Origin of the sequence: Alloacidobacterium dinghuense, assembly GCF_014274465.1 — a bacterium.
In the GTDB taxonomy this organism is placed as follows: Bacteria; Acidobacteriota; Terriglobia; order Terriglobales; family Acidobacteriaceae; genus Alloacidobacterium; species Alloacidobacterium dinghuense.
On sequence record NZ_CP060394.1, the window covers coordinates 3,739,653 to 3,756,933 of the forward strand.

Consider the following 17,281-nt stretch of genomic DNA (forward strand, 5'->3'; position numbering starts at 1 on the left):
ACGGGCCTTGCAACTGCGATGCGCGCGCGTGTGACTTCTGCTAACCTTGCGATTGCCTGACGGGAGCACGCGCAAAATCGGATGAACCGGCGGATCACACGACGCGATTTCCTCGAAGCGTTTGCCGCCATGGGCCTGGCTTTGCCCGGGCCCATGTCCTTGTTTGACACGAAGCATCCGCGTGGCCTGGATTTCAACCACGTGAATTCGCCCACGCCGCAGAAGTACCTGATCGAAACGATGGGCGGCGGTGTGGCGCTCTTCGATTACAACAACGACGGGTTGCTCGACATTTTTCTGGTCAATAGCGGCCGGCTCGCGAATCCGATGCACCCACCCGAGACCTTCGACCGGCAAAATCCTCGGAATTGGAATCGCCTCTACCGGCAGAATCCGGATGGAAGCTTCACGGACGTAACAAAGGAAGCGGGTCTGGCGAACGCGGGTGACGGCAATTACGGCATGGGTGTGGCGGTCGGCGATTACGACAATGATGGCTTTCCCGACCTGTACGTCACGAATTACGGGAAAAACACCCTCTACCACAACAATAAGGATGGAACGTTTACAGACGTCACCACCAAGGCAGGCGTGGAGGCTGGCGGTTGGAGCTGCTCCGCAGGCTTTTTTGATTACGACAATGACGGTCACCTGGATTTGCTCGTTACGCGCTACATGATATGGGATACGCAACACAGTAAGATCTGCGGAGGCGAGTGGCAGACATATTGCCCGCCAGCTGAGTTCCCAGCAACCACAAATATCCTCTATCGCAATCGCGGGGATGGCACATTTGAAGATGTCAGCCAACGCTCCGGGATTGCGTCGGTCAAGGGGCGCTCGCTTGGCGTGTCGTTCGCGGACTACGATGACGATGGATTCACCGACATCTTTGTTTCTAACGACGGCATGCGCCAGTTTCTTTTCCACAATAACGGCGACGGGACATTCACAGAATGCGCTCTGGAAGCGGGCACGGCGCTAACCGCCGATGGCAAGCCTTTATCGGGCATGGGCACTGTCTTCCAGGATTACGACAACGACGGGAGGCCCGACATCCTGGTGACGGTGCTGCCCCGCGAGGTTTACGCACTCTTTCATAATGATGGCAATGGGTTATTCAGCTACCGCAGTCTGCAGGCAGGCCTGGGCTTGCTCTCCGCGGCAAGCTCGGGGTGGGGTATAGGCTTGGAGGACTTCGACAACGATGGCTGGAAGGACTTGTTCGTCGCCCAGAGCCATGTGCTGGACAACGTAGAAGCGATCGACCCTATGCTTCATTACAAGCAGGCGCCGTTAATGGCGCTCAATCACAACGGGCGCTTTGAGCGAGCTGATGCAGGAACCACCGAGGCGATTGCCGGCCGCGGCGCGGCGTTCGGCGATCTGAATAACGATGGCTGGATGGACGTTGTCGTCACTTCGCTGGGCGGAGAGCCGCTGATGCTTTTGAATCACGGCGGATCTGGAAATTGGCTCTCGATCTCCTTGCGCGGAACGCGCAGTAACCGCGATGGGCTAGGTGCGTCCGTGCAGGTCAACGGTCAGAAGCGATTCGCAACCACGGCTGGCAGCTACATTTCGGCGAGCGACAAGCGTCTCCACTTTGGCCTCGGCGCGGCTCAGTTGGCCAAAGTGGAAATTCACTGGCCCTCTGGCTGCCATCAAATCCTTGAGGGTGTCAGAGCCAATCAGTTTCTTGAAGTCCGCGAGCCGGAGAAATCATGATTGGTGCTTTCCTGTCGGTCTTACTCATGATACAGGCTTCCGCGTCGCCGGCCATCGAGCATGTGCATGTAGGAGTGGACGCAGAAAAGCGCGGACAACTGGACGCAGCGTTGGCCGAGTTTCAAAAGGCAACTGAGCTCGATCCCAAACTGGGAGTCGCGTTCGCCGATCTCGGTGGGGTATACATCGAGAAACGCGATTATGCGGCCGCTATTCCGCCTTTGAAGCGGGCCATTGAGCTCAGCCCCGACCTCGAAGCGGCCCACCGATTGTTGGGTTACGCACTTTTGGCTCAAGGGTATGCCACCGAAGCGATTCCACATCTTGAGAAGGCGCAGGCCGAGGACGCGCTCGGTATCGCTCTGCTCGACGCAGGCAAATTGCCGGAGGCCGTGGCAGTTCTTCAAAAAGCTCTGGCTCAAAGTCCGAATGACCCGGAGCTGCTCTATTACTATGGCCGAGCCTCCGGCCTGCTCTCCAAGCAGGTTTTTGACGAACTCGAAGCTCGCTTTCCGGATTCCGCTCGTGCCCATGAGATGATGGCGCAGGACTACGCAGTGCTGCGAGATGTCCCTAACGCCGAACGGGAATTTTTCGAAGCATTGCGTCTGCGCCCACAAACAGCGGGTTTGCACCTGCAGCTGGGCGAACTCTACGCCCGCGCACAGCAATGGGACAAAGCCGAAGAACAATTCCGGTTAGAAACTGAAGCTCAACCAGGGAGCGCCGAAGCATTTTATCGTCTCGGTGAAGCTCGGCTGCAGTTGGGCAAATTCCACGAAGCGCGCGAGGCACTCGTCCAGTCCGACCAGCTGAGAGAGGACATGCCGGAAACCCTCTACCAGCTAGGAAAGGCGGCGGCTATGGATGGAGACGATACGATGGCGGAGAAGTACTGGCAGCATCTTCTAACCTTGGAGAAAAATACTCCGCTTGCCGCCCAAGCGCACTTTGGTCTTTCTGGCATTTATCGCAAACTGGGAAAGCCCGCGGATGCCGATCGCGAAATGCAAGAATTCCGTAAATTGCAGAGCAAGCCGGGTCACACGGACGTTTCGCCGAATTAGCCAATATTAGACAACAAGCAGGCAAGGGAATCACCCGTGAATGAGAGATCTCCTAGAGGGATTGCCAGGATTCCGTTTAGGGTTTCGCAGTGCAACCGAATAGATGATTGTGAGAGAACCTCGATCGTTTACGTTATAACTTTCTTTACCATCTAGGGATTGCAGCGATGAGTTTGTCCGATGTCTTCTGATATGCGGTAAGTGTGATCTGCATTGTTGACGGTCAACCGACTATAGTCGCCTATCAAGAGCAGTACAGCAGACACAATGCTCAATGACTCATTTAATCTTATAATCCGCCACAGAGGAGGCGTGCGAAGGATGCTGTGCGACGGCTTGCTTACGAGGCGGCTGCCGAAGCTTACGCCCGCTAAACTAACCTCACCGGCGGTTTCGGCGCTGGGCTGCAAGGCGCAGTCTCTCAATACGACAAGACCTTTCCGACACGCTTTTATACCTTCACCGAACCATCCTATAACCTATTTCAAGAGCCGAATTACGCCCAGCTGCAAGCGGACGCTATTGTTGGCGCACATCAAGCAGGTGCTCGTGGCCTGAAGATTTTGAAGACACTTGGCCTATATTTGCGCGAGCAAACCACCACGGGCAGCCTGGTCAAGGTGGATGACCCTCGCTTTGATCCAATGTGGGAGACTTGTGGCGGCCTTTGGCCAGTCCATCTCCTCCTTCTACGTGTCGAAGATAGGGGATGATTCGAATCCCAGCACGCAAAGGGCACCTTGGCGCACCATTCAACATGCCGCAGATACTGTGCATGCGGGTAGTACCGTCAATGTGCGGGGTGGAATCTACTAAGAGCGCGTAAGCATCAAGACATCAGGTAACGCGACTGATCGGTAGAATCTGGGCAAACGGCGCCAGCAGGCGTGGCGCGACGTTCCACTTCACCTTGCCAGCGGCTCCCGCAGAAACAAACCCTCCACTTTGATCCCACAGTAAGGAACAGCCCTCTGGGGCGAAGGGCTCAGAAAGTGAGCTTGAGTGCGAATTGCACCAGGCGCGGATTGTTCACGGTTGAGTTTACGGAGCCGAAGCCGACTGCACTTATGTCGTTGACCGGCAGACCAAACTGCGCGTGATTGAAGAGATTGAAAAACTCAGCTCGGAAGGTTACGCCCATTTTTTCCTTCGGCAGCACAAACTGTTTGATGACAGAGAAGTCCGTGTTGACGAAGTCGGGACCTAAGACCGGGACGCGAGATGCGTTGCCGAGTTGTCCGATGGGAGGGGCAACGAAACATGCCTGATTAATGTACTGGCTCTGGCTGTGATGCGCCGCGTATGCGTTGCATCCTGGAACCTGATCGGGGCGATTCCAGTTGTTGCTGTTGCCACCGTTCTGGAAAGAGGCGCCAGAATGGTTGGTACTGTCGATCAAGGGATCCGGAAAACCGGAAGAAATCCTTTCGATGACGGTTAGCTGGTAGTTGCCAAGAAGCGTATTGGTCAGGCCGCTCCAATTGCTGCCGAACTGCTTGCCCCTGCCGAAGGGAAGATCGTAGATCACGCTGCCAGTAAAGCTGTTATAAAGATTGATCTGCGACAGGGCGTAATCCAGCTTCTGCCAGTTGGGGAGCGGGAAATATGGCGCACTCAGCAGGGACCCCAGACCATCGGACAGGCCATTGTCCATCGTATGGGAATAGGAGTAGGCGATCAGAGCATAAAGCCCCTTCGATGTCTTGGTTTCTGCTTTGACTTGCAGCGAGTCGTAGTTTGTTTTGCCCACATCGCCGAAGAGGAAGATCGTAGTGAATGGCCCATAGGGTGGTGAAAAAGGTTGTCCTCCGGGCGCACAGCCAATTGTGTAGGAAGGTGATCCGACACAGGCAGACGGGCTTCCGACATTGATGTCATTCCCCGCGACCAGGATGTGGTTGCTGCGCGAACCTGCATACCCCATCGTGAGCACGATATTGCCCGGCAGTGCCTGTTCGACGTTCAGGTTGTATTGCCGCACCCTGCCCAACTTGAAGTCTGTGGGTTGCGTATAAAACGAGCCGGTAAATGTTCCAACGGTGGGCGGTGCTGGAATGGCTTGAAATCCGTCGGAGAGACTGATGGCGTTCGGTGTCTGTCCAAGTACAGTGGAGCAGTATGAGGTTGCGAAGGCGCAGCCGATAGATGGGGGGAAGGCGTCGGATTCACCAAGGAAAGGCGGGTTTTGCCAAAGACCCTGCGCCCCCTGACTCCACGCTGAGTCGTGAAAGATGGCGAAGCCAGCTCGAAATACGGTCTTATCGCTGCCGAAGAACTTCCACGCCGCACCGATGCGCGGTTCTAGAGCAGTCCAATCCATGGTCACTCCGGCAGACGAACTGACACCGTTTTGGTTGGCAACAAGAAGCTGTCCGGTGCTGGGAATATAGTTTGCGAGGCGTCCGTGAGCTTCAGAGATTGGTGTAGTCATGTCCCAGGCAAGGCCAAGATTGAGCGTGAGAGAATTCGTGATTCTCCAATCATCCTCACCAAAAGGACGATAGATCTTCCATCGACGGCCGGTAACAGGACCGTTGAACGTCTGGTCGTGAATTGCCCCTCCGGTAATGCCGAGAAGGAAATCGGCCTCTGGATTGCCCCCAACATTCGCGCTGCTGAGACCGGTGAAGTTGCCGCCATTGCCAATGAGCCAGAAGCCATCCTGAAAGGCCTCTGTACCGACGTTCATCTGATTGGCCCGGAAGTCGAGCCCGACGTGAATGTCATGCTTGCGGACGATAAGATCGAGCGAGTCGCGGAAGGAGAAGATATTCGTTCCACCCTGGAAGGGGGAATACCCGCGATCTCCGAGAGCCCAATAGCCGCCTTGGACGAGTGTTGAGACCAGCCCGCAGCTATAGGCGCCCGGTGCGCATGGGGTGGCGCCAGGGGGACATCCGAGGTTAGCGTTGGGAATTCCGCCGGGCACGATGGTGGCAGAGGCGCAGGTTCCCGTACCTTGCGAAGAGATGTAATCGAAGATGCGGTTGTAGCCGAAGGTGGCCTGATTGACCATCCTGGCGGAGAAGACGTGCGTTTCTCCGATGGCGGCATTGCGAGCGTGATTGATGATGCGCTGATTGGTGCCGAAGGCGTTAGCTGAAGCAAAGGATGGCGGATTCGAGCCGCCCGGCACGTAGGAGAACGCCTGATCGTAGCTGAAACGGCCGAAGAGCGAATCGGCCGTGGAGAGTGTATGGTCCAGACGGCCATCAAACTTCGTCTCGTCGAGCTCGCGTACGGGAATGTTGACGTAGTTATATCCCGCTGCGGCATTGCTGGCGTTTGGCGTGGGATATAGGTTTATCATCGCCTGCCCAATGTTGTTGATCAGGTTGGATGGGATCTTGCTGCATGGGGTTCCCTGTGGCTGGCGTCCGTCAGGGTTGGCAGCTATAGGTTGTCCTGCTCCATTGCACTGGAAATAGACATTCGGATAAACGTTGGGATTGGTTGAGGCCCCAATCATATTCGGGTTTACGATGGCGAGACCGCTGATGGCATTGCCGAAAGGATCGGCGGAGAAGTCGCCTGTGCGCATTGCCAGTGATGGAACCAGGCCCGTGAAGGTGATGCCGTGGCGCTGATATTTCTGTTCGCCATCGACAAAGAAGAACGTCTTATTTTTTCGAATGGGACCGCCGATTGCGCCTCCGAACTGGTTCAGGTTGAATTTCTCGGCAGAGGTCGCAAAATAGCTCTTGGCATCAAGCGCCGTGTTACGGAAAAACTCGTACAGCGTTCCATGGAAGTCGTTCGTTCCTGACTTCGTCGTCAGAAGTACGGTGGGACCGGCGCGCGTTCCGTATTCGGCGGAGTAGGTGTAGGTGAGAACCTTGAACTCCTGAATGTCGTCGATGGAGGTCAAGATGGCGATGCCGCCTGCGGTCAATTCATTATTGTCAACTCCATCGAGCAACCAATCGGTGCTGTTTGGGCGGGAGCCGCCGACCGACAATGAGAAGGGGCCGCGTGCTGCTACCTCACTGCTTGCTGCAGAGGTAAAGAAGCTGCCGGGATTCGTCTCCGCTGTGGCGCCTGCCGTGAGTGTGGCGAGTTGCACAAAATCGCGGCCGTTTAAGGGCAGTTGCGCGACTTGCTGCGACGTGATGACCTGACCGAGAGAGGGATTGGCTGTCTCGACAGCGACTGCCTCGCCGGCAACGGTGACGGTAGTGGATACGCTCGCAGGAGCAAGGTTGAAGTCAAGTTCGCGAGCTTGATCGACCTGGAGATTGAGATCTTTGGATTCGCTGCTTTGGAAGCCGGTCGAATCCACGCGTACCGTGTATATACCCACGGGGAGTAACGGGATCGAATAGTGGCCTGCCTCGTCAGTCTTACCCGTGCGTTCAAGACCGGTTGCCTGAGAGGTAGCCGTAACGGTCGCTTCAGGAACGCTCGACCCGGTTTTATCGGTAACTGTGCCGGAGAAGCTTCCCGTGGCCTGACCGTACAGAAGCGGACAGACTGCTGCCACACTCATGCTGAAGATGATTAAGAAGAATACTTTGCGTGCCAGCCTCGAAGTCAAACACCGGAAATATTCCGGAGATACCGCCCCAATCGTCGGGCAATTCATAAACAGACCTCTTTCCATGAACAGTTAAGGAGGTTCTATTCGCAGATTTGAGTAACTGTAAGAAATTACAGACCGAACGTCAACGCAAAGTTTTGTCTGCGATGGCGCACAACATTCCAAAAGTGGACATCATGAATCTGAATTTTGGATAGTGAGCCCAGCCCTACCAAAGAAGCTTCAGAGCGAATTGAACCTGTCGCGAGGTCGTCGATGTGCTTGTGATTGCTCCCGCCGTGCCTGAAACACCCGAGGGTGTGAAGACAATAAGGTTGGGGGTATTGAAATTAGCCCGGTTCAGCAGATTAAAGATCTCACCTCGAAACTGCAGCGTAAGCCCTTCACGAATGGTAGTGTCCTTTCGCCCGGAGAAGTCCCAGGTTCCCAGTCCGGGTCCGGTTAATGTATCTCTGCCAAGATTGCCGTAAAAGCCGCTGTTCGCTGGAGGCGGAAGAAACGCGCTCGGATTGAACCACTGCTGAGGAGTGCCGATGATCGCTGGCGACGCGTGAAAATTCGGGTTCACAAACGGTCTCACGGGATTCCGGGTATCTCCATTGTTGGAGGGGTTGTAACTGAGCTGGGGCGTGATGGGGAACCCGGACTGGATGGTGACGATGCTGTCCACGGACCACCCACTGACCGCAGCATTAGCGAAGCCATGCAGATCTTTACCGATGGCCTTACCGGATCCAAATGGCAACATGTAAACCGCACTCACGACACCGATGTTTCTCACATCGTAGGTTCCCGGACCATAGTCAGCATGGATGTCATAAGGGTTGGAGACAAGGCCAGGCGCGTTTCCCGCAGTGGTTGCATTGAGCGAATCTCCGTTGTCGAGCACCTTGGACCAGGTATAGACGCCGCGTAATGCGAGATCGTGACTGAAGCGATGATTTACGTCGACCTGCAGCGAGTCGTAGTTGGCCGTGCCCCATGAGAACCACGTCCAGGTGTTGGCTAGTGTGGGGTTGGCTTTTGGAGTTCCGGCAGGAATATAAAAGCTACCCGCGGGAACGGCCGAGTTGGCGAGCGGCGCCGGGAAATTGGCCGGATAGGCAGCGGGACAGGGAGATGCAGGACATACCGTCGGAACTGGCTGGTTGCCATCCACGCCGATGAGTTGATGGTAGCCGTGAGAACCGACATACCCCACGGTGAACGAAGTGTTCGGTGTCAGCTCCTGCTCTACTCGCAATGAGTAGGAAATCAGGGTGGGCATCTTCACGTCTGGTTGAACACCACCGGGTACGAGGAGCGCCTTTGCTGGCTTGTGAGCCGTTGGGTCGAGCGGCAGACTTGAAACGGGCAATGAAGCGATGCTGTACGTGGGATTGAACGGCGCATTTTGGTCCATGCGATAGCCGAGGTCGTCCAGCAGCTCGTTGTATATACCGAAGCCTGCACGCACGACAGTCTTGCCGGGCCGCACGTTCCAGGCAAGACCGATGCGTGGCTGAGGCAGGAATTTTGCATTGTTTTCGGTAAAGGCGTGGTCGCCAATGCGTGGCTGGCTCGAAATTGTATAGCCGGTGAATGTGTAATTGGCGGCGCGTCCATGGGCTTCGTTCCAGCCGGTTGAAAACTCTCCGCGGAATCCCAGGCTGACGGTCAATTTCGGATTCAACCGAATCACGTCCTGGGCGTGAACCGCACCGAAAAACGAGCGCCAGTTCATCTTGGTTGGTGCGGGGCTGTAGAGGAAGCTGCTTGTTGTTCCGGCAAGAAAGGTCTGAAGGCTTGCGAACGTGGCCTGTCCATACTGGCTAAGGTTCAGGATTTCGTTTGACTGGAAGTTTTGAAACCATGCACCGAAGCTCCACTGATTGCGCCCGTGCGACCACGTCACTCGATCTTCATAGGTGTATAGATTCCTCGCAAGAGGCAGGCTACTCCCGTTGTTGCTTCCTGCTAGACCAACCTGGGCCTGCGGATTGGATGCCGCACTTCCGCCCACCACCACCGCGCCAACTGGACGTCCACTAATAAATCCGGGGACGTTGACAGCCGGCGTGCCGGGAGTAGGCTCGCCGGTGAAGAAGTATCCGGCGCGCGAATATCCGAAGCGGGCTACATTCAGCAGCGCTGGTGAGAAAACATGGGTCTCGTCAAGGCTCAGGACCTGCTCGCGCAGAGTGAGAATGTCTGCACTGTAGGGGTTCGCAATCGTCTCCGTGTAATCGGCCCCATCGTCAATGGTGTAGACAGTCGAAAATGTGTCTTTCGGCGAGATGTTCAGGTCGAAGCGCACTGTGCCGAAATCCTCCCGGATGGTTTGCAGGGGGCTGCTAAAGACCTGGGCGATTCCGTTGAAGTCAGGCGCATCGCCTGGTGGCGTCGGCCACAGGTTCAGCAAAGGCTGCACGCTGGGTACTGCGGCAGCGCGCGAAGCCAGGTCGGGAACGAATGCGGCTGATGTTTGATGCAGATGTTGCCGGTAGCCTTCGTAGTTGCCGAAGAGAAACGCCTTATCCTTTTTAAGAGGCCCGCCCAGCGAGGCTCCAAACTGATTGCGCTGAAACGGCGGAGCCGATCCCTGATCAAAATAGTTAGGCGCATCCAGCACGTTGTTGCGGAGAAATTCATAAGCCGAGCCGTGAATTTTGTTGGTTCCTGACTGGGTAACGATGATCACCTGTGCACCCGGACGCTTGCCGTATTCGGCGCCGTAGGAATCCCGCAGCACATTGAACTCCCTGATTGAGTCGACGCCAAGCAATTGCTGGCTGGGGCCTCCAGGCTGCATATTGTTCTCTGCAGCACCGGTAAATTCAACGCCATTCAGCAGGAACAGATTCTGCTGAGGGCGATTCCCTGAAACCGCGAAATTGTTACCTGTGGTTGAGTTCGAGACTCCGATGCCTCCCGTTTTCTGCGACGTGAAATTGACGATGCCGGGATTGAGCGTGAGCAGAAGATCGTAACTGCGGCCGTTCAGTGGAAGGTCTCTCACTTGCTGCTCGCCAACGAGTCCCGAAATGTCCTGTGTCGATCCATTCACGATCGGGACGTTTTCCGTCACCGTGACCTGCTGCTTTACCTCACCAACCTGCAGAGTTACGTCCGCTATTGCCGCCTGGCCTACAACGAGAAGAATGCCGGTGCGCACCTTCTCAGCAAAACCGTCTTTTCTGGCGTGAAGCTCATAGCGTCCGACTGGAAGTTCGAACAGCTGATATTGCCCCGCCTGATCGGTGAGAGAAACGCGCGAATTTCCCGTGTCGAGATCGATTGCTGTCACCGACGCGCCGGGAACGGCTGCACCCGCGGGATCAGTAACTCTTCCTGACAAGCTCGCTGACACTTGTGCCCCGGCCGAAGCAAAAAAGATACTCAATGTGCACAGCATCAACACCGACAAGCGGGAACCGAGTCGTGACATTTCGCCCTCATAAATAATTCGGAGAATTCATAGATCCACGCACCTAAGCTCGTGGTCGCAGCGCAATCGGAACGAACATTCGGCCCTGTTTTGTTCAGTCATCCGGTCGCAGTTCGCGATGGATAACGTTGATCAAGCCGAAGAGATCGCAGGCCCATAAATCCTGAGCCTAACCGAATTTCATTTATTCAAATCGCTATTATAAATCGCATTTAGTCGATACGGAGGATTCGAAAGGGGTACGTAGGGGATCCACGAGCGTCCATGGCCGGCATACTGTTGTGCCATTTGTTTACGGTGTCAAGCTAAAAACTATATGTGCCTGCGACCGACGATGCGGTTTTATGTTACGAAAGTGCGGCAGATATGTCTGGTCGTCATTCAAAATGGCTGGCCAAGCGAGTAACTGGGCTTGTAGGTTGTAAACCAACAAATCAAAAAACCTATGGCTCACACGATTGAAAGCTCTTCCCCTGCCTTGGTACTCGGTGTGTCGTATCCCCTCAGCATTGTTTCTCGGTCAACAATTCAGAAAGAAGAACCGGACGGAAGCGCGGCTCTTGCCTTCATTGTGGTGCTTGCTGTCTATCTCGTAGTCGGGATTGGCATCATTGCTGCATGGGCACTGTGGCATTTGTCTTGAACTACCCACGTGCCGACTGCTGACATGACACCTCGCCTACAAGGTGGCGAGCGCGATACGACCCCTCTGACGGGTGCGTTACTTCACTGAGTCGGACTGGGTAGCCACCGCGCCGGGCGTACCGACGGCTGGCGTCAGCATGTCTTCCTTGCGCATCACCAGGTTAGTCGCGTTCAGCGTGGCAAGTTCGAAGCCGTGTCCGTGGGTGATGGCGTCGGTGGGGCAGGCTTCGACGCAGTATCCGCAGAAGATGCAGCGGTTGTAATCGATGTTGTAGACCTTAGCGTAGCGCTCGGAGCTGGAGATCCGCTGCTCGGCGGTGTTCTCGGCGGCTTCGATATAGATGCAGTTCGATGGGCAGGCTGCCGCGCACAAGAAACAGGCGACGCATTTCTCGAGTCCGTTCTCATCGCGCTGTAGAACGTGCGCGCCGCGGAAGCGCTCCTGGAGCACAGCGCCGCGCGTCGGGCCGGGGCCGTCAGGGTAGTTCTCGACCTCGGTCGGCTGAAAGATCTCCCGGAAGGTGATGCTCATGCCCTTGCTGATGGCCGCGATGTTGCGCACGATCGACATGCCTTTAGTATACGAGGACTTCGCGTCCAGCGAAACGCGCCTTTCGGCGCCTTTGTATTGCAGATCCTTCGCTCCGCTCAGGATGACAGCCTTTTCTTCGGTGATTCCACTTCTTGACGATTCACTCGATGGCTAGTTTTTTCCAGACTGCGTCGATACGGGATTTCGTCGTGGCGCCCATTTCAATCATGGGGGGCCAGAGGCGGGTGAAGCCTTCGGCGGCCCATTTGCGCGTAGCGTCGATGCCCATCTTGCTGCCGTAGTTCGGCATCCGCGAGGCGTGGTCGAGTGAGTCGATGGGGCCTAGCGTGAACTGGATGTCGCGCTCGGGGTCGATGTTGTTCGCTACTCTGAGGGTCACTTCGGTGAGATTCTGCACGTCGCAGTCTTCGTCGACTACGATGATGCACTTGGTGAACATGGCCTGGCCCATCGCCCAGATGCCGTTCATGACTTTGCGCGCTTGTCCGGCGTAGCTTTTGCGGATCGAGAGGATCATCAGGTTGTGGAAGACGGCTTCTACGGGCAGGTTGACGTCGACGATTTCGGGCAGCGTGAGGCGCATGAGCGGGAGGAAGATGCGCTCGACTGCCTTGCCCATCCAGGCATCTTCCATGGGTGGCTTGCCGACGATGGTCGATGCATAGATTGGGTTCTTGCGGTGGGTGATGCATGTGATGTGGAAGACGGGGTATTCCTCTTCCATGGTGTAGAAGCCGGTGTGATCGCCGAAGGGGCCTTCGCGGCGCAGCTCGTCGAGTTTGACGTAGCCTTCGAGGACGATCTCGGCGTGGGCCGGAACTTCGAGGTCGACGGTTTCGCATTTGACCAGTTCGACTGGCTTCTGGCGCAGGAAGCCGGCGATCATGAACTCTTCGACTTCGGGCGGCGCGGGGACGATGGCGGCAAAGGTCGTTGCCGGGTCGGTCCCGATGGCTACGGCTACTTCGAGGCGGTCGTTCCCTTCCCGGGTGAGCGTGATGTTCTGCGTTCCTCCTGCGGTTTCGGCCATCGCGCTGACGTGGGATGAAGGTGTTTCTCCCACTGCGGCGCGCAGGCGTTCACGCAGATGTTCGGCTGCGTTCTTCTGGCGCTGCCAGTGCATGCCGGTGGTCTGGCCGTCGTAGACCTGCATGCGGTACATGCCGACGTTGCGCTTCCCTGTTTTCGGGTCGCGGGTGACGACGCATGGGAGGGTGATGAAGCGGCCTCCGTCTTGCGGCCAGCATTGGAGGATGGGAAAGTCGAGGACGTTGAAGTTCTCTCTGAGGATGACTTCCTTGCAGGCTGCGTCTTTTGCGGCGATGGTTTTGGGGAAGAATTTGCCGATGTCGGCGAGCATGGGCAGCATCTTCAGCTTTTCGAGGAAGCCTTCGGGAGACTTCACGTCGAGCAGGGCGCGGATGCGTCCGGCGACTTCGTCGAGCGAGTCGACTTCGAGCGCCAGCTTCATACGGCGGTCGCTGCCGAACTGGTTGATCAAGACCTTTGCGCCGGGATGACCTTTTACGTTCTCAAAGAGGAGCGCGGGGCCGCCTTTTACGCCGCTTTTGGTGACTGATTTCGAGGCGCGGTCGGTAATCGCGGCGATTTCGAGGATCGGGTCGATCTCCTCGCGGATGCGCTTCAGTTCTCCGGCTTTGTCGAGCGCTTTGATCCAGTCACGCAGGTCGTCGTAGGCCACGTTGTCTCCCTTCGGCAACCTCCTATGTTACTCGAATGCTGTGGATGCAAATGCGAGTCGGGATTCGGGCGCGTCTGACATGCTTGCCTGCGGCAGCAAGGTACGCCGTCTCTCGACGGCTGCCTATTCAGAGGGCTAAAGCCCTCTGCTTCTACCTTGAGGTGCTTTGCACCTCTTTCTGTTTTCTTCTGCTCTGGTTTTTTGAGCTGTGGCTCTCTGTCTATATCGCTGGTATTGCCTCACGAAACATCGTTGAGATTCTTCCTCCCGTTGGTCGTCAGAATGACGGCTCAACTAGAGCTGTGGGCTTGGCAGCCATGGGCCTGCGTCAGTAAGGCGCGTCATCGCGTGGCAGCGGTTTTTATTCAGGCTAAACCTCTCTGCTTTCACAGTGAGGTGGCTGAATGCATGACAGTCTCTTCGGCAACGTGAGGTCGGTCTTGCCGAAGGCATTTCGGCGACGGCGTGGATTGTGATTCCTCTTTGCGAAGACAGCGCGTCGGAGTTCCCGGCTTGCGGTAGGTTGTTGTTGGCTGATTCAGCTCCTGCTTCTTGTTGTCCGGCTCGTTCTCGTTCCGCTTTGAGCCTGGCCTCTTCTGCTTTGCGGGCGCTCAGTTCTTCGGCTTGACGGAGAAGGATTTCGCCGAGGCTGGGTGGGCGTTTTCTGGCGGCGGCTTCTTCCGGTTCGGGGCTCTGCTTTTCCGGGCCGATCAGGGTGCCGTCTGCGTGCTCATGGGCTTCGCGGACCGTTTGCTCGATAGTTGCTTCCTTCACGGCCATGGCGGCGCGGTGGCGGTTGTTCTGCGAGGCTACCTGCAGTCCGTAGATGAGGATGCGGGCGCGGCGTGAGTCGATGCGGTTGGCGGCTAAGGCCAGGACCACGTCAGATATGGCGAGTTGGATGGCGTCGGCGTCTTCGAGTGGCGAGAGGTTGAGGGCGGTTTCTTTGGGTTCGGTGTAGGGCTCATAGGGTTGGTTCTGGGGTGATGGGCGGCGGCGGGACTTGTGGTGGAAGTAGCAGAAGTCCTCGGCCTTGAGGGCGGGTGACTGGCACTTTTTCCCGCTGGTGAAGATGTGTCGGCACTCGTTGTACATTGGGTTTGGTCCCCCTATATTTTTTGTAAATTCTTCTTTTTGCTGGTGGTTAGAGGCTTATATATACGGTGCGCGCTATGCGCGGTCTTTTTAGACCCACCCCTTCGGCTCCGCTCAGGGCAGGCTCTGTCTCCTCGAACATCGCGAGGAGACAGGATGGGGCACCCGGTTCTTGCCTGGTTGTGGCTTGTGGCTTCCCCCGTATGTTTTCGCTAAATTCTTCAGATGGTTTGGGTTAGGGCTCGCGTGAGGCGGTGGAAAACCCGGGGCTAAAGCCCCTTTGACTGCAAGTTTTGTTTCACCGGGCTAAAGCCCGGTGCTTCTACCCTGCGCTTCGCGCCTTTGAAAAAAGCCATTTCCCCTAAACACGAAAAGCCCGCCATCTTTGGCGGGCTTTTTTCTCTCTATATCCAGTTTAGCAATTTTGAGGGTAATAGTACGCCAATTTGGCGCGCGTTTTTGCGCTTTGGAATGTGTCGGTTAGAAGATTTCTTTCGCGCGGGGGGCTTGACAGGTTTCTTGGCGATCCCATCTCTCTGCGAGACCCTTCATCGGCTCATGGCAGTCAATGAGACGCACAGGGTTTGGACCAGGTTGACCGAAATGTCCATATTGCTGACTCACCGACCATGGACTTTGGGCCGTGAGTGTACTAGCGATGTTACGCAACTCTGACGTGAGGATAGAATTGTTTCGCGATTGCCTTGTGGCGTGGACAGTAAGATCCTGCAATTGATTGGACGCAATGAAGACTATCGCCGCGATCGTTCTACTGTCGTGCTGTGCGCTCGCCCAAGATAAGAGGGCGATATCTAAAGCGGAAGCAGGCTGCGGACCGCAGGATGCGAAATACGAAGTGAAGTCCGATGAATCGCAACATCCGACGCCCGCGCCGGAAGATAGCAAGGCGCTGATCTATGTCGTCGCGGACGGCCACCTCACGACAATTTTTGGATTTGACGAAAAAGTGGGTGGGCGCCGTCAATGGTGGAAGGTACTTCTTCGTGCCAATCGACCCCGGTGAACACCACGTATGCGCGATGCTGCAATCCTTTACTCACGAGATGATTGGAGGCCCTAGAGTTTCGGTGCACTCATTGAAGGCAGAGCCGGGCGGGACTTATTATTTCAGGACTCGCATGGTCGGGATCAGTACCGGATTCGTTCTTCAACTCGACCAGTTGGATCCGGACGAGGGAAGGTGGTTTATTGCTTGGTCAAGGTTCAGTACTTCGCATCCCAAGGACTGAGCTGTTAGCCATCGCTATCGTAATCGGTGTTCATTTTCGATGAACAGTGTCCACTAGCAGCATTCAATTACGCGAGCGTTTTCTAAAATGATGAGCTATGGTCCCTTGGAGTCCTGTCCTCATTGATGTTCCAATGCCGATTCGCACGCCGCGCTTGCTCATCCGTCCAAAGGAAGTCGGTGATGGTGCAGTCGCATCTGTTGCGGTCAGCGAAACATGGGAGGACTTGCACAAATGGATGCGCTGGGCCGAGCACCCTGCTGCATTGACCGCCGAGTTGTTGGAGGTCAGGAACAGACAATCGATGGCGAGCTTTATCCTGCGTGAGAGTATCGAACTGATCGGCGTCGAAAAGGGAACAAACACGGCTGTCGTCTGGTGCGGACTCCATGACATCGATTGGCAGGGGCGTCAATGCGACACCGGATTCTGGGTTCGCAAGAGTGCACAGGGGCGTGGAATCGCAACCGAGGCAGCCAACGCGATGGTACGTTATGCCTTCGGCTGTCTTGGAATGAGGCGTGTCGGTCTCACGCACTCCGATGGCAATGAAATCAGCCGACGTATTGCGGAGAAGCTTGGTTTCAAGTTCGAGGGCATACAACGGGAAGCAAATATTCTACCCGGCGGAAAGCGTGCAGACAGGTATTGTTATGCGCTATTAGACGCCGGTAGTCTTCCAGATCTTCACGTGCAGTGGTAGGGAAGTCGGGAGATCATGCAATATCGGTCAGGCTTGGCTTCCTTCGGCAAAGGGGGGGCGCACCGATCGCGGAAATCAATGAATATTGATGCCGTGCTCCTCCAACTGGCCGAAAACCGAAAGAAGGTTGGTCATCTTCAGCACATTGCGAAGCTGCTTACCGAGGTGAAGCAACTTGAACTCGCATCCCAGTCGCCGGGCAGATACATGCAGTCGCACCAACGCGCCAAGCCCCATGCTGTCCACATAGCTGAGTTCTGCTAAGTCAACAATGACCACTTTTGTCTGAGGCAGCAAATCTTTCACTGCCTCGTAGAGTTCTTCGGTGGTGCCTGCTACCAATCGGCCGTGACATTTCACAACGGCGGTGTCCCCGTCACGTTCGATTTCAAAGGCCAGAACCTTTTGGGATTCTTCAGGCATATGGTTGCTCCTGGGAAGATGGCGAACCGTTCGGCTTAGTGTCGACCTGGGAATTTTCGCATATGGAACCTAAGTGCAGGAACCAATTTGTGCATTGGCGGGTTTGGGCTGGTCGACCGAAATGTCCGTATTGCTGACTCACCATCAGCAT

Annotated in this window: 11 protein-coding genes; 5 read left to right on the top strand and 6 right to left on the bottom strand. The window is 55.9% G+C overall.

Going from position 1 to position 17,281, the window contains the following annotated elements; genetic code table 11:
* The first annotated feature begins 81 nt into the window (after window positions 1-81).
* Together H7849_RS15420 and H7849_RS15425 are read left to right on the top strand one after the other, a co-directional pair.
* Window positions 82-1,728: a CRTAC1 family protein gene (locus tag H7849_RS15420; RefSeq protein WP_251106293.1), complete on the top strand. Its 1,647-nt coding sequence runs from the start codon at window positions 82-84 to the stop codon at window positions 1,726-1,728.
* Window positions 1,725-2,795 carry a tetratricopeptide repeat protein gene (locus tag H7849_RS15425; protein ID WP_186740476.1) on the top strand — a complete coding sequence of 357 codons (1,071 nt, stop codon included), beginning with the start codon at window positions 1,725-1,727 and terminating at the stop codon, window positions 2,793-2,795. Before H7849_RS15420 ends, H7849_RS15425 begins: the two co-directional genes overlap by 4 nt.
* Before the next feature lie 985 nt (window positions 2,796-3,780).
* Here the strand turns inward: H7849_RS15425 and H7849_RS15430 are convergent.
* Window positions 3,781-7,275: a TonB-dependent receptor gene (locus H7849_RS15430; protein ID WP_186740478.1), complete on the bottom strand. Its 3,495-nt coding sequence runs from the start codon at window positions 7,273-7,275 to the stop codon at window positions 3,781-3,783.
* 265 nt (window positions 7,276-7,540) lie between these two features.
* On the bottom strand, window positions 7,541-10,759 hold the full coding sequence (locus H7849_RS15435; RefSeq protein WP_186740480.1) for a carboxypeptidase-like regulatory domain-containing protein: 3,219 nt from the start codon (window positions 10,757-10,759) through the stop codon (window positions 7,541-7,543).
* A gap of 445 nt (window positions 10,760-11,204) precedes the next feature.
* On the opposite strand from H7849_RS15435, the gene H7849_RS15440 reads away from it, so the two are divergent.
* Entirely contained in the window at window positions 11,205-11,402 is a 198-nt protein-coding gene (locus H7849_RS15440; RefSeq protein WP_186740482.1) for a hypothetical protein, read from the top strand.
* Between the two features lie 78 nt (window positions 11,403-11,480).
* Here H7849_RS15440 and nuoI read toward each other — a convergent pair whose 3' ends face one another.
* The 3 genes from nuoI to H7849_RS15455 form a co-directional block, all read right to left on the bottom strand.
* Window positions 11,481-12,005, bottom strand: coding sequence for an NADH-quinone oxidoreductase subunit NuoI (gene nuoI / locus H7849_RS15445; RefSeq protein WP_285288967.1), 525 nt, complete (start codon window positions 12,003-12,005; stop codon window positions 11,481-11,483).
* Between the two features lie 91 nt (window positions 12,006-12,096).
* Window positions 12,097-13,659, bottom strand: coding sequence for a UbiD family decarboxylase (locus tag H7849_RS15450; RefSeq protein WP_186747567.1), 1,563 nt, complete (start codon window positions 13,657-13,659; stop codon window positions 12,097-12,099).
* A 294-nt stretch (window positions 13,660-13,953) separates the two neighbouring features.
* Window positions 13,954-14,754, bottom strand: coding sequence for a hypothetical protein (locus tag H7849_RS15455; protein ID WP_186740485.1), 801 nt, complete (start codon window positions 14,752-14,754; stop codon window positions 13,954-13,956).
* 745 nt (window positions 14,755-15,499) lie between these two features.
* Between H7849_RS15455 and H7849_RS15460 the strand changes: the two genes are divergently transcribed.
* Window positions 15,500-15,778 (top strand): hypothetical protein, encoded by a 279-nt coding sequence (locus H7849_RS15460; protein WP_186740486.1) that lies wholly within the window; start codon window positions 15,500-15,502, stop codon window positions 15,776-15,778.
* A gap of 359 nt (window positions 15,779-16,137) precedes the next feature.
* The gene (locus tag H7849_RS15465; protein ID WP_186740487.1) at window positions 16,138-16,707 is read left to right on the top strand and encodes a GNAT family N-acetyltransferase; all 570 of its coding nucleotides are present in this window, start codon (window positions 16,138-16,140) and stop codon (window positions 16,705-16,707) included.
* 75 nt (window positions 16,708-16,782) lie between these two features.
* Here the strand turns inward: H7849_RS15465 and H7849_RS15470 are convergent, their stop codons facing one another.
* Entirely contained in the window at window positions 16,783-17,130 is a 348-nt protein-coding gene (locus tag H7849_RS15470) for an STAS domain-containing protein (RefSeq protein WP_186740488.1), read from the bottom strand.
* Between the last annotated feature and the right edge of the window lie 151 nt (window positions 17,131-17,281).

Excerpts from the sequence above, each read along its gene's own strand:
- H7849_RS15460 (WP_186740486.1), top strand. The coding sequence starts at position 15,500 with ATGAAGACTATCGCCGCGATCGTTCTACTGTCGTGCTGTGCGCTCGCC.
- H7849_RS15425 (WP_186740476.1), top strand. The coding sequence starts at position 1,725 with ATGATTGGTGCTTTCCTGTCGGTCTTACTCATGATACAGGCTTCCGCG.
- H7849_RS15465 (WP_186740487.1), top strand. The coding sequence starts at position 16,138 with ATGCCGATTCGCACGCCGCGCTTGCTCATCCGTCCAAAGGAAGTCGGT.
- H7849_RS15440 (WP_186740482.1), top strand. The coding sequence starts at position 11,205 with ATGGCTCACACGATTGAAAGCTCTTCCCCTGCCTTGGTACTCGGTGTG.
- H7849_RS15420 (WP_251106293.1), top strand. The coding sequence starts at position 82 with ATGAACCGGCGGATCACACGACGCGATTTCCTCGAAGCGTTTGCCGCC.
- H7849_RS15455 (WP_186740485.1), bottom strand. The coding sequence starts at position 14,754 with ATGTACAACGAGTGCCGACACATCTTCACCAGCGGGAAAAAGTGCCAG.
- H7849_RS15470 (WP_186740488.1), bottom strand. The coding sequence starts at position 17,130 with ATGCCTGAAGAATCCCAAAAGGTTCTGGCCTTTGAAATCGAACGTGAC.
- H7849_RS15435 (WP_186740480.1), bottom strand. The coding sequence starts at position 10,759 with ATGTCACGACTCGGTTCCCGCTTGTCGGTGTTGATGCTGTGCACATTG.